The organism is Neohoeflea coraliihabitans (genome assembly GCF_019334345.1).
Taxonomy (GTDB): Bacteria; Pseudomonadota; Alphaproteobacteria; order Rhizobiales; family Rhizobiaceae; genus Pseudohoeflea; species Pseudohoeflea coraliihabitans.
Map to the genome: position 1 here is coordinate 113,624 of NZ_JAHWQX010000002.1, position 12,507 is coordinate 126,130.

14 protein-coding genes are annotated in these 12,507 nt (G+C 63.9%); 11 read left to right on the forward strand and 3 right to left on the reverse strand.

Annotated elements, in window-relative coordinates; all coding sequences use genetic code 11:
- The first annotated feature begins 173 nt into the window (after positions 1–173).
- The 3 genes from KY465_RS06585 to KY465_RS06595 all read left to right on the forward strand — a co-directional run bounded on the left by KY465_RS06585 (position 174) and on the right by KY465_RS06595 (position 3,476).
- Positions 174–704 (forward strand): invasion associated locus B family protein, encoded by a 531-nt coding sequence (locus KY465_RS06585; protein ID WP_219200902.1) that lies wholly within the window; start codon positions 174–176, stop codon positions 702–704.
- 182 nt (positions 705–886) lie between these two features.
- The gene (tldD, locus tag KY465_RS06590) at positions 887–2,302 is read left to right on the forward strand and encodes a metalloprotease TldD (RefSeq protein WP_219200903.1); all 1,416 of its coding nucleotides are present in this window, start codon (positions 887–889) and stop codon (positions 2,300–2,302) included.
- A gap of 106 nt (positions 2,303–2,408) precedes the next feature.
- Positions 2,409–3,476, forward strand: a complete 1,068-nt coding sequence (locus tag KY465_RS06595; protein WP_219200904.1) for a polysaccharide deacetylase family protein — start codon at positions 2,409–2,411, stop codon at positions 3,474–3,476.
- Positions 3,477–3,509: 33 nt separating this feature from the next.
- On the opposite strand, the gene pdxH is transcribed toward KY465_RS06595, so the two are convergent.
- Positions 3,510–4,130, reverse strand: coding sequence for a pyridoxamine 5'-phosphate oxidase (pdxH, locus tag KY465_RS06600; protein ID WP_219200905.1), 621 nt, complete (start codon positions 4,128–4,130; stop codon positions 3,510–3,512).
- Between the two features lie 41 nt (positions 4,131–4,171).
- Between pdxH and KY465_RS06605 the strand changes: the two genes are divergently transcribed.
- From KY465_RS06605 to KY465_RS06620, 4 genes are all read left to right on the forward strand, one after another.
- Entirely contained in the window at positions 4,172–4,630 is a 459-nt protein-coding gene (locus KY465_RS06605) for an RT0821/Lpp0805 family surface protein (RefSeq protein ID WP_219200906.1), read from the forward strand.
- 137 nt (positions 4,631–4,767) lie between these two features.
- Positions 4,768–5,733 carry a DnaJ domain-containing protein gene (locus KY465_RS06610; RefSeq protein ID WP_219200907.1) on the forward strand — a complete coding sequence of 322 codons (966 nt, stop codon included), beginning with the start codon at positions 4,768–4,770 and terminating at the stop codon, positions 5,731–5,733.
- A 119-nt stretch (positions 5,734–5,852) separates the two neighbouring features.
- Positions 5,853–6,671 (forward strand): enoyl-ACP reductase FabI, encoded by an 819-nt coding sequence (fabI, locus tag KY465_RS06615; RefSeq protein WP_219200908.1) that lies wholly within the window; start codon positions 5,853–5,855, stop codon positions 6,669–6,671.
- A gap of 43 nt (positions 6,672–6,714) precedes the next feature.
- Positions 6,715–7,308 carry a histidine phosphatase family protein gene (locus tag KY465_RS06620; protein WP_255561510.1) on the forward strand — a complete coding sequence of 198 codons (594 nt, stop codon included), beginning with the start codon at positions 6,715–6,717 and terminating at the stop codon, positions 7,306–7,308.
- Between the two features lie 4 nt (positions 7,309–7,312).
- Here KY465_RS06620 and KY465_RS06625 read toward each other — a convergent pair whose 3' ends face one another.
- Positions 7,313–7,579 carry a DUF1344 domain-containing protein gene (locus KY465_RS06625; RefSeq protein ID WP_219200909.1) on the reverse strand — a complete coding sequence of 89 codons (267 nt, stop codon included), beginning with the start codon at positions 7,577–7,579 and terminating at the stop codon, positions 7,313–7,315.
- Between the two features lie 187 nt (positions 7,580–7,766).
- Between KY465_RS06625 and aroC the strand changes: the two genes are divergently transcribed.
- Complete coding sequence (gene aroC / locus KY465_RS06630) at positions 7,767–8,861, forward strand: chorismate synthase (protein ID WP_219200910.1); 1,095 nt, start codon at positions 7,767–7,769, stop codon at positions 8,859–8,861.
- A 13-nt stretch (positions 8,862–8,874) separates the two neighbouring features.
- On the forward strand, positions 8,875–9,972 hold the full coding sequence (ribB, locus tag KY465_RS06635) for a 3,4-dihydroxy-2-butanone-4-phosphate synthase (protein ID WP_219200911.1): 1,098 nt from the start codon (positions 8,875–8,877) through the stop codon (positions 9,970–9,972).
- A 4-nt stretch (positions 9,973–9,976) separates the two neighbouring features.
- Here ribB and KY465_RS06640 read toward each other — a convergent pair whose 3' ends face one another.
- Entirely contained in the window at positions 9,977–11,176 is a 1,200-nt protein-coding gene (locus KY465_RS06640; protein WP_219200912.1) for a winged helix-turn-helix domain-containing protein, read from the reverse strand.
- A gap of 101 nt (positions 11,177–11,277) precedes the next feature.
- Here KY465_RS06640 and KY465_RS06645 point away from each other — a divergent pair, with 101 nt between their 5' ends.
- Positions 11,278–12,204, forward strand: coding sequence for a histone deacetylase family protein (locus KY465_RS06645; protein ID WP_219201699.1), 927 nt, complete (start codon positions 11,278–11,280; stop codon positions 12,202–12,204).
- A gap of 2 nt (positions 12,205–12,206) precedes the next feature.
- Positions 12,207–12,452 (forward strand): exodeoxyribonuclease VII small subunit, encoded by a 246-nt coding sequence (locus tag KY465_RS06650; RefSeq protein WP_219200913.1) that lies wholly within the window; start codon positions 12,207–12,209, stop codon positions 12,450–12,452.
- Positions 12,453–12,507: the final 55 nt, after the last annotated feature.

Genomic DNA, 12,507 nt, shown 5'->3' on the forward strand with positions numbered 1-12,507 from the left:
GCAGCACTGCCCGTTGCGGGCGCGCCAGGCCGGCAAACGGCCTCATTTTTGCCGCCCATGCATGGGACAGGGCGCAGAACGGGTTTCAATTTGCCGGCTCCACACTACACAATAGGCAAGTGATTCGCCGCTACGGCAATCCCCAACCGACGAATCCGGGCCATGGGTGGACAATGAAGACGAAGCTAGGGACATTTCTGCAAAGCGCGCTCATCCCGCTGGCGCTGGGCCTCGGCGCGGCGAGCCTTGCGGCCACATCGGCGGCGGCACAGCAGGCCGGGACGGTTCAGTCGACACATGGCGCCTGGTCGGTGGTCTGCGATACGCCGGCGGGCGCGCCCGAAGAGCAATGCGTCCTGATGCAGAACGTGGTTGCCGAGGACCGGCCGGAAGTCGGCCTGTCGGTGGTGGTGCTGAAGACGGCGGACGAGAAATCGAAGATCCTGCGCGTATTGGCGCCGCTCGGCGTGTTGCTGCCGTCCGGTCTCGGGCTGAATGTCGACGGCAAGGATATCGGCCGCGCCTATTTCGTGCGCTGTTTCAGCGATGGCTGCTATGCCGAGGTCATCCTTGATGATGCCCTGCTCGGAACGCTGCGCGGCGGCGCGCAGGCGACGTTCATCGTCTTCCAGTCTCCGGAAGAAGGGATCGGCATTCCTGTTGATCTGGGCGGCTTCAGCGATGGCTACACCGCCCTTCCCTGAGCCGGACTGCTTTCCCCTTTACGGCGCCTGACCGAAATTCCTGGCGAAATTGGCGCTTTGCCCATCGAAATTCGGGGCGATGATTGCCATCTTAGGGTTCTGGCCCTCGAGGCCAGATGCGCGATCTGCGTTGCACGATGCATGATCGCCGGCGGTGCAGTCCCTTGCAGATTGGAGCTTTCATGACCCGGGATCTTCTGAGCGAATTCGACATCGACACGGCGCGCGTGGACCGGCTTGTCGGCGATGCCCTCAAGGGCTCCGAGGACGGCGAGCTTTATTGCGAATTCAGCGAGACGGAATCGCTGCTGTTCGACAATGGCCGGCTGAAATCAGGGGCCTATGCGACGGATCGCGGCTTCGGCTTGCGGGCGGTGGCCGGCGAGACCACGGGATTTGCCCATTCGGGCGAATTTTCGGAAGCGGCGCTGAAGCGGGCCGCGGATGCGGTTTCGGCGGTGGCGCGTGGCGGCGGCGGCACCTATTCACCGCCCCCGCAGCGGACCAACCGGTTGCTTTACACCGAAGCCAATCCGATCGGCACGCCGGGCTTCGAGGACAAGGTGGCGCTGCTGCAACGGGTCGATGCCTATCTGCGCGACAAGGATGAACGGGTGCGCCAGGTCACGGCGTCACTGGCGGCGAGCTGGCAGGTGGTCGAAATCCTCAGGGCCGACGGACACCGGGTGCGCGACATCCGGCCGCTTACGCGCATCAATTTCAACGTCATGGTGGGTGAAGGCGACCGCCAGGAATCGGGCTCGTTCGGCATGGGCGGGCGCAAATTGTTCGGCGATTTCCTGACCGAGGAAAGCTGGCGGGAGGGCGCCGACGAGGCTTTGCGCCAGGCGCTGGTCAATCTCAGCGCGATCGACGCGCCGGCCGGTGCGATGGATGTGGTGCTCGGGGCCGGCTGGCCCGGGGTGATGCTGCACGAGGCGGTCGGGCACGGCCTGGAGGGGGATGCCAACCGCAAGAAGACATCGGCATTTGCCGGGCTGATGGGCGAGCGCGTTGCCTCGAAGGGCGTGACCGTGGTCGATGACGGCACGATCGCGGATCGACGCGGATCCCTTTCGGTCGATGATGAAGGCACCCCGTCGGGTTACAATGTGCTGATCGAGGACGGCATCCTCGTCAACTACATGCAGGACCGGCAAAATGCCCGCCTGATGGGCATGAAACCAACTGGAAACGGCCGCCGGCAGTCCTATGCGCATCAGCCGATGCCGCGCATGACCAACACCTACATGCTGTCGGGCGAGGCCAGCAAGGACGAGATGATCGCGGCGGTCAAGAAGGGGATCTATGCGGTCTCGTTCGGGGGCGGCCAGGTGGACACGACGAGCGGCAAATTCGTCTTCGGCTGCACCGAAGCCTACATGATCGAGGACGGCAAAATCGGCGCTCCGGTGAAGGGGGCGATGCTGATCGGCAACGGTCCGGAAGCGATGCAACGTATTGCCATGGTCGGCAATGACATGGCGCTCGATCCGGGCATCGGGATGTGCGGCAAGGCCGGACAGAGCGTCCCGGTCGGCGTCGGGCAACCGCATGTGCTGATGAATGCGATCACCGTCGGCGGCACGCGCGTGTGAGTGCCGATGCTGCGGCGCGATCCCCGAAATCTGCTCCACATCGCGTTTTAAGTTCGATTAAGGCCTGTCTGCTAGAACGATAAATGAGAGGGAGACAGGTCTTCGAATGTTGCACGGTCCACATGCGATCGCGGCCCGGCGCTGGCTGAAACATGCCGCCATTTCCGGCGGTCTCGATGTTCTCGGCGTGGCGGCGCGAAGCGGGCTCGGCGGGAGGTTGAGCGGGCGCGGCGCGATCTTCACATTGCACCATGTGCGGCCGGCGGAAGACAGTGATTTCGCGCCGGCGGCGCATCTGGAAATCACGCCGGAATTTCTCGATGCGGCAATCTGCAGCCTGAAGGCCATGGGGCACCAGCCCGTATCCCTGCTGGATCTGCCGGCACATCTGGCCAGGGGGCCGGAGGCGGGGCCGGCCATGGTGTTCACGCTGGATGATGGCTACCGGGACAATCTGCAGCACGCGCTGCCGGTGTTCGAGCGGCACGGCATCCCGTTCACGGTCTTCGTGACCGGCGGCTTCATCGACCGGACCCATTCGATCTGGTGGAAGACGGCGGCGGCGCTGATCAGCCGCGTCGAGCGTTTCGACTTTGCCTTTGATGGCACGGAAGACAGCGTTTCGACGCGCACATTGCGTGAAAAATATGCCGCCTATGACCGGTTGCACCGCACACTCGGGGCGCATGACCAGGCGCGCTTCATCGAGGATCTGGACAGGCGGGCGCGAAAAGCCGGCATCGAGCCCCTGGACATTGTCGATCGCGAGGTGATGACCGATGCGGATCTGCGCTGCCTCCTGCAAAGTCCGCTGGCGACACTCGGCGCCCATACGATCAGCCATTGCAGCCTGGCGCATATCGATGCCCAGGCACTGGAAGCCGAGATCGGCGAGTCGGCCGAACGCGTCGCGGCAATCACCGGCCGCTGCCCGCGCGCCTTCGCCTATCCCTATGGCGATCACCGCGCCGCCGGCGCGCGTGAATTCGAGGCGGCGCGCGCGTTCGGCTTCGATCTGGCGGTGACGACCAATGCCGATGTGCTGCGCGGCTCGGCGCTGAAGCGTCTGCATGCCCTGCCGCGCATTTCGCTCAATGGCTATTATCAGAAGGCGCGGCACGTCGCGGCGCTGGCATCGGGCCTGCCCTTTGCGGCGCGCCGGCTGTCGGCGTGACCGGATCCGGGCTGCCGGCCCGGGCTCATCATCCTAGGGGTAGAGTTGCGCCCGTTGCCAGTCGCCGGCAAGGTCGGTGCGGCGGAATTCCAGCCGGTCGTGCAGGCGAAACGGCCGGTCATGCCAGAATTCGATCTGCAGCGGCCTGATCCTGAAACCCGACCAATGGGGCGGGCGCGGGATGTCGCCGAGCGGATATTGCGCCGTCACCCTGGCCACCGCCTTTTCCAGCGCATAACGGCTTTCGAGCGGTCGAGACTGGCGCGAGGCCCAGGCGCCGATGCGGCTGCCGCGCGGGCGCGAGGCGTAGTATTCATCGGCCTCGGCGTCGGAAACGATCTCGACCGCACCGCGCACGCGGATCTGCCGGCGCAGACTTTTCCAGTGCAGACACAGGGCTGCCTTTTTTGTCGCCAAGAGTTCGCGACCCTTGGCACTTTCGAAATTGGTGTAGAACACGAACCCCCGGGTATCGAAATCCTTGAGCAGGACCATGCGCACGTCGGGGAGACCCTCCGGATCGACAGTCGCCAGAGCCATCGCCGTCGGATCGTTGATCTCGCTTTCAACGGCATCGTCAAGCCATTGCCGGAACAGCGCGAAAGGGTCGTGCGCCTGCGTGAAGTCATCACTTGTTAACCCTGTTTCTGGCATGATCGGCCTCTTGTGTTTCCGGCGCGGAATGATTGCAGACGATGGATGACCTAGCAAAAGCCCTGGTTGCAGGAAAGAGGCGCGCCTCGGGCAGCCCGTTGCGCCGCGTGCTGGTCGCCACGCTGGCCGTGCCGCTGCTCGCCACGGGCGGCTGCATGAGTTCGAGCTCCGATCCGGTCGCCGCTTTGAAAATCGATCCGTCGATTACCGGCTCGATCACGCCCTTGTCGGTGGATGCCGATGTGATGTCCGACGAAAGGGTGATCGCACGAGCGGTCGGTGCCGCCGACCCGAAGGTGCCCTCGCCCTGGGCCAACAACCAGACCGGGGCCGCCGGGGTGATCAGCGCCGTCTTCGAGATCCGCAAGGGCAAGGGCAATTGCCGCAGTTTCCGCACCAGCCGGCACGGTTTTGACGGCATCGCGCTCTATGAGGGCGTGGCGTGCCAGGCTCCGGACGGCGCTTGGACGCTGTCAGCCTTCGAGCGATCGGAAGGTTAAGGGGCGCCGGCCCTGGCCGCCTTTTCATCCGCGCATCTGCGGACACGGTGCGCATATACCGATGGTTAGCAAATCGCATCTAGACTTGCCGCTTTGAACCCGCCTGTGGCGCGGGTCCCTGAGCACGGGAACAAGTTATGCGTAGCCCCTATGCGGTTCTGGGTGTCGCCAGGACTGCTGATACCAGCAGCATCAAGGCCGCCTATCGCACGCTGGCCAAGTCCCTACACCCGGACCAGAATCGCGATGATCCCGACGCCGGGTCGCGTTTCGCGGAAATCACCCAGGCCTACAAGGTGCTGATCGATCCGCAACGGCGACGGGCTTTCGATCGCGGCGAGATCGATGCGGAGGGCCGGCGCCGGCCCCGCCGGGGCACCGCACGGGGGGCCGCCAAGGCGAGAAGCGCGCGCCCGGCCCAGACGGGGGCCGACAGTTTCGATGCCATGGTGCGCGAGATCTTCGGCGAAGACGCGGAGACGGCCGCACCCGCTTCCGGCAGCAAAGCGCCGGATCGCGATCCCCTTTCGGCGCTTGACGGCCTGTTCGCCAAGTGGAAATCCGTGCATCGCGCCGCCCGCGAGAACGCCGCCGAACCGCGGACGGCGATCAGCGAAGTGCATGTCAGCGCTGAAATCGAGCTCGAATCGGTTCTGACCGGGACGACTTTGCAGGTGCCGCTCGAGGGTGGCGGCTCGCTCCCCCTGCCCGTTCCCGCCGGGATCGCCGATGGCAGCGAACTGACCGTGGCGAAGCCGGACATGAAGGTGATCGCCACCGTGCGATATCGCCCGCATCCCTCGTTCCGCGTCGATGGCGCCGACCTGCACACCGACCTGGCTATCGAGCTGAACGCGGCGGTGCTGGGCGGCCGGCAGGTGGCAAGGGGACTGGACGGGCCGGTCAAGATCACGCTGCCGGAATGGACAACAGGCAGCGAACCTGTCCGCATCGCCGGACGCGGGCTGCCGCGCGGTGGCCTGGAAACCGGCGCACAGGCTCGCGGTGATCTCGTGGTGCATCTGCATATCCGCCTGCCCGGACAGCCCGATGCGCATCTGGTCGATCTTCTGCGTTCAAAGCGCTCGTCGTTTTTCATTTAAAGCGGGTAAAACCTGCTTTTTCCAAGAGTGGAAAATTGCAAAAGCCAGTAATCCAGCCGGTTGTGCCAATCGGCGGGCTGTGCAATAGCCAAAGCAGACCAGACAGGATGGAGATTGTGATGGGTGGGACTTCCGGCCTTATGCAGGGTAAGCGCGGGCTTATCATGGGAGTTGCCAACAAGCGCTCGATCGCCTGGGGTATTGCCAAGGCCTGTGCAGACGCCGGTGCCGATCTCGCGCTGACCTATCAGGGCGATGCGCTGCGTCGCCGCGTCGAGCCGCTGGCCGAGGAGCTGGGCGCCGTGGCGATCGGCCATTGCGATGTCACGGATATCGGCACCATCGACACGATCTGCGATAACCTCAGGTCGCACTGGGGCAAGATCGACTTCGTGGTGCACGCCATCGCGTTTTCAGACAAGGATGAGCTGACCGGTCGCTATGTCGACACCAGCCGTGACAATTTCGCCAAGACCATGGACATCTCGGTGTATTCGCTGACCGCCCTGGCCAAGCGCGTCGAACCGCTCCTGAGCGACGGTGGCTCGATCCTGACACTGACCTATTACGGCGCCGAAAAGGTCATGCCGCACTACAATGTGATGGGGGTCGCCAAGGCGGCGCTGGAAGCGAGCGTGCGCTATCTCGCTGTCGATCTGGGTGGCGGCAATATCCGCGTCAATGCGCTCTCGGCAGGTCCGATCAAGACGCTGGCCGCATCGGGCATCAGTGATTTCCGCTATATTCTCAAGTGGAACGAGTACAACTCGCCGCTCAAGAAAACCGTGTCGATCGAGGAAGTCGGCGATGCGGCGCTCTATCTGCTGTCCGATTTGTCGCGCGGCGTCACCGGCGAAGTGCACCACGTGGATTCGGGCTATCATACCGTCGGCATGAAAGCCGTGGATGCCCCCGATATCACCGTCGACAAGGAGTAGCAGCCACCCGCCCGACCGGGTTCCGGCTGTCTTGGATGTACCCATGGCTGCACTTGATCTCTACATGATCCGCCATGGCGAGACCGATTATAATCGCGAGGGCCGGCTGCAGGGTGCCCGCGATATTCCGCTGAATGCCCTCGGCCGCCGGCAAGCGGCGCAGAACGGCCAGGCGCTCGCCGCCCTGCCCGGTTTCGATGCCTCAAGATTTGACTGGATCGCCAGCCCGCTGTCCCGCACCCGCGAGACCATGGAGCTGTTGCGGCAAGGGGCCGGACTCGAGGCGGCGGGCTACCGCATTGTCCCGGAACTGATCGAGGTCTGTTTCGGCGATTGGGAAGGGTTCACGCTGGCTGACATCGAAGCCGAAACGCCCGGCACGATTGCCGAGCGGGAGGCCGCGAAATGGCACTTCCGCCCGCCGGGAGCCGCGGCCGAGAGTTACGAGGTGATGGCGCAGCGGGTCGAGGGTTTTCTGGCAACGCTCCGGCAACCGGCGGTGATCGTTGCGCATGGCGGAACGATCCGCTCGATCTTTCAGCGGGTTGCCGGACTGCCGGAAGCCGAGGCGGCGATGATGGAGATTCCGCAGGACCGGATCCTGCAGATCAAGGGCAACCAGGTCGCCTGGCTTTGACAGCTCACTCGCCGTCGATGACTTCGAGATCGTTGATGACGCGCTTGCCGTCGATGACCGTATAAAAGACGGAAACGCGCACGCCGCGCTCAAGACCCTCGAAGTTGAATTCCGACGGCGTCTGATAGCTTTCGCCGTCATCAAGGATGATGGTTGCCGTGTCGGTCGAAACCTCCTTGATCTTCGCCTCGATGTCGGCGCTCTGGGCCGAGGCGATGAGCGGCGACAAGATGGCGGAGACGGTCAAAAGAACGGCAATGGCAAAACGCATGATGATTCCCTGCGGCAAACTGATTTCGTCTGTTAGACGCAGCGATTATGGCAAAATTGTCCCGCGCGACGCCGGTATGCGCGAAGCGAACCGGCGCCTTGGCATTTGACATGCCGAACGCATCCGCTAGAAGTCGGGCACGCCAGATCACGCCGGCCGAGCCCGGCCAGCCAGCCGGTACGGGGACATGTCACACAACAGTTTCGGATACCTTTTCCGGGTCACCACCTGGGGGGAAAGCCACGGTCCCGCGATTGGCTGTGTCGTTGACGGCTGCCCGCCTGGACTGCGTTTTTCCGAGGATGAGCTGCAGCAGTGGCTCGACAAGCGCAAGCCCGGTCAGTCGCGATTCGTCACGCAACGGCGCGAGGCCGACCTCGTGCGGGTGCTCTCCGGCGCGATGCCGCAGGAAGATGGTACCTTCATTTCCACCGGCACGCCGATCTCGCTGATGATCGAGAATACCGACCAGCGGTCCAAGGACTATTCGGAGATTGCCCGGCGCTTCCGGCCCGGCCATGCCGACTACACCTATGATGTGAAATACGGGATTCGCGACTATCGTGGCGGCGGCCGCTCTTCGGCGCGCGAGACGGCAACGCGGGTGGCAGCCGGCGGGCTGGCGCGCAAGGTGGTGCCCGGCCTGAAGGTGCGCGGCGCGCTGGTGCGCATCGGTGAACACGAGATCGACCGGTCGCGCTGGGACTGGGACGCGATCGACAGCAATCCCTTTTTCGCCCCCGATCCGGAGATTGTGCCGGTGTGGGAGAACTATCTCGACGACATCCGCAAGAAGGGCTCGTCGGTTGGCGCGGTGATCGAAATCGTCGCCGAGGGCGTGCCGGCGGGTATCGGCGCCCCGGTCTATGCCAAGCTCGATCAGGACATCGCCTCGAACCTGATGTCGATCAATGCCGTCAAGGGCGTGGAGATCGGTAACGGTTTCGCGGCGGCGAAGATTACCGGCGAGGCCAATGCCGACGAGATGCGCATCGGCGCCGATGGCAAGCCGCAGTTTCTGTCCAACAATGCGGGTGGCATTCTCGGCGGAATCGCCACCGGCGAGCCGGTGGTGGCACGCTTTGCCGTCAAGCCAACCTCGTCGATCCTCACCGAGCGACGGTCGGTCGATGCAGACGGCAACGAGGTTGATGTGCGCACCAAGGGGCGCCACGATCCGTGTGTCGGCATCCGCGCCGTGCCGATCGGCGAAGCGATGGTTGCCTGTGCCATCGCCGACCATTATCTCCGGGACCGCGGCCAGACCGGCCGCCTGACGTAAAGAGAATCTTTTGATGAGTTATGACCAGAAACGGGTGATTGATGCATTGCGCGCCTTCGAGGCCGGCGAAATCGTTGTCGTCACCGATGATGACGGCCGCGAGAACGAAGGCGACCTGATCGTCGCCGCCGTGCACTGCACCCCGGAAAAGATGGCGTTCATCGTCCGGCATACGTCCGGCATCGTCTGTGCGCCGATGCCGCGCGAGGAAGCGCGGCGGCTCAATCTGACGGCGATGGTGGCGGAAAATGACGCACCGCATTCCACGGCGTTCACGGTCTCGGTCGATTACAAGCACGGCACCAGCACCGGCATTTCCGCCGATGATCGCACGCTGACGGTGCGCAATCTGGCCAATCCGAATGCCGGCGCCGTCGATTTCGTGCGGCCCGGCCACATCTTTCCCCTTGTGGCGCGCGAGGGCGGCGTGCTGATGCGTTCGGGACATACGGAAGCGGCCGTCGATCTTTGCCGCCTTGCCGACCTGCCGCCGATCGGGGTGATCTGCGAACTCGTCAATGATGATGGCACCGTGACGCGCGGCGAACAGGTCACGGCTTTTGCCGAGCAGCACGGGCTGAAAACGGTATCCGTTGCCGATCTGATCGCCTTCCGGCAGCGCAAGGAAACGCTGATCGAGATGGTCGAAAGCTTCGAGCAAGCGACCATCGCCGGCCCGGCCAAGGCCTATGCCTATGCGCTGCCGTGGGATCCGATGCATCACCTTGCCATGGTGTTCGGCGACATTCGCGATGGCGAGGACGTGCCGGTGCGGCTGCATCTTGAATCGGTGGTCACCGACGTCTTCGGCCAGGATCGGGTGATGGACACGATCATGCGGCGCATCGCTGACGAGGGCCGCGGCATCATCGTCTATCTGCGCGAAGGCTCGGTCGGCGTGGGGCATCGCGCGCCGCGGCACACATCAAGTGAGAGCGAAGCGCATGAGGAGGCCATGGCGCGCGAGAACGAATGGCGCGAGATCGGGCTTGGGGCTCAGATCCTCAGGGATCTCGGCGTGTCGTCGATCAAGCTGTTCACCTCGCGCGAGCGCCATTATGTCGGGCTGGAAGGGTTCGGCATCAAGATTTCAGCAACCGAGATCATCTGAGCACTCAGGTCTCGCGCCAGTCCGGCGCGTAGGACACGCTCTTCACACCGGCGAAGCGGGCGATGCGCACCAATTCCGCCTGCAACCGATCCAGACGGCCGGTCGCGGCCCGCACACCCGGCTCGAGCCACAGGCGGCGCACGGCGAGCGTTCCGGATGCACGCTCGGCCTTCATGTCGATACGGCCGACCAGCCGGTCGCCTTCAAGCAGCGGGAAAACATAATAGCCGTAGCGTCGCTGCGCCTCCGGCACGAAAATCTCGATGCGGTAGGAAAAGCCGAACAGACGCTCGGCGCGTTTGCGATCCCTGAGCAGCGGATCAAACGGGCTCAGCACACGCAGCCGGCGGGGCGGCTCGGGCCAGTCGCCAAGATCGCAGGACAGATCCTTGAATGCCAGTGACGCACGCCCCCTGCCATCCACTGTTTCGACCAGCACGTCCTTGAGATCCTGGGCATTTTCCGAGGCCCAGGCTTTGGCTTCCTGCGGCGTGACGAGATTCCAGAAGGCGGCAATCTCGCCCGGCGTGGCAAAACCAAGCCGCTCGAGCGCCGCGCGGCAGGACCAGTCGATAAATTCTGAATGGCTGACTTCACGTTGACGCTGCGCATCGGGGATCACGCGTTCGGCGAGATCATAGATCTTCTGGAAATTCTCGCGTCCGGCAACCGCCAGCCGGCCGGTGTGCCAGAAAAATTCCAGCGCCGTCTTGGAGGGATGCCAATGCCACCAGCCGCCGGATCTGTGGTCCTGATGCGCTTCCGCCTTCAACTGCCGCGCCATTACCGGGCCGCCTTCCGCCACGCGGCGATAGGTTTCGGCAAAGGCGCGATCGTACCCATTGCCGCGCCACTTGCCCCAGCGCTTGCGGATCTGCGCTTCGCGACGGCGGAAATAGTGCTTCCAGTAGGGATAGAAGGCGGTCGGCAGAATGGAGGCATCGTGGGTCCAGTGTTCGAACAGCGCCCGGTCCTGTTCGAGAAGCTGGCGCAGATGCGCGCGGCGGAACGTCTGGTTGCGGGAGAACAGGATCTGATCGTGGGCGCGGGCCACGGTGGCGATGGAATCGACCTGCACGAAACCGATGTCGGTAATCAGGTCGAGAAGGCCCGCTTTCGTCAAGGCCTGGCCGGGCGCGGCGCACAGTCCCTGGCGCGTCATGAAGATACGGCGGGCAAGTTCATTGGAAAGCGCGATCGACATGCGGCCACTGTGCACATGTTCCTATTTTGTTCAAGGGGTGAGCGATGCTCCTGCCGGCAGATGCGCCCTTTCGGCGGCGCGAAATTCTGCTACAAACCGGCATGACCACATTTCTGTATTCCAATCCGATCTGCCTTGAGCATCTGACACCCCCCGGCCACCCGGAGCGGCCCGACCGTCTGCGGGCGCTGGAAGCGGTGTTCGAGCACGAGAACTTTGCGCCGCTGAAGCGCCTTGAAGCCCCGATGGCCGCCGAGGACAGCGTGCTGCTGGCGCATCCCGAGCGCTTCCTGGCGCGCGTCAAGGCAGCCATTCCCGAAGAAGGCCGGGCGCGCATCGACGAGGATACGTCCGTCAGCCCGCGCAGCCTCGAGGCGGCGCTGATTTCCGTTGGCGGGGCGCTTGCGGCGGTCGATGCCGTGATGGACGGCGAGACCGACAATGCCTTCGTGATGACGCGGCCGCCCGGGCACCATGCCGAGCGCGACAAGGCGATGGGGTTCTGCCTGTTCAATCAGGCAGCGATCGCGGCGCGGCACGCGCAGAAAAAATACGCCGTCGAGCGGGTGGCGATCGTCGACTGGGACGTGCACCACGGCAACGGCACGCAGGACATCTTCTACGACGACAAGTCGGTGGTCTATTGCTCGACGCACCAGATGCCGCTTTATCCGGGCACCGGGGCGCTGAAGGAAACCGGCCAGGGCAATATCTTCAACGCGCCTCTTTCGGCGAATGACGGTTCGGACCATTTTCGCGACGCCTTCAAGAGCCGCATCCTGCCGGCGCTGGAAAATGCGCGTCCGGACCTGATCATCATTTCCGCCGGCTTTGATGCGCATCACCGCGATCCGCTCGCCGAGATCAACCTGGTGGCCGACGATTTCGACTGGGCGACCGGAAAACTGATGGATATCGCCTCGCGCTACAATGGCAACCGGGTCGTCAGCCTGCTGGAAGGCGGCTATGATCTGCTCGGGCTGGCCGAGTCGGCGGGCTCGCATGTCCTGCGTCTGATGAGAGGGTGACAATGAGCGAAGCGAACGCAGTGTCCGCAATGAGTTTCGAGGCGGCGGTGGCGGAACTCGAACGCATCGTCGATCAGCTGGAAAAGGGCGATGTGCCGCTCGACAAGTCGATCGAGATCTACGAGCGTGGCGAAGCCTTGAAAGCCCATTGCGAGAAGCTGCTTGGCGCTGCCGAACAGCGTATCGAGAAGATCCGGCTCGACCGCGAGGGCAAGCCGGCCGGCGTCGAACCGCTCGACCCGGAGTAGGGTTTTGCCGGTAGACCTGCCGGGCCGATAGGTCGCCATTCGCGCATATTCTTTA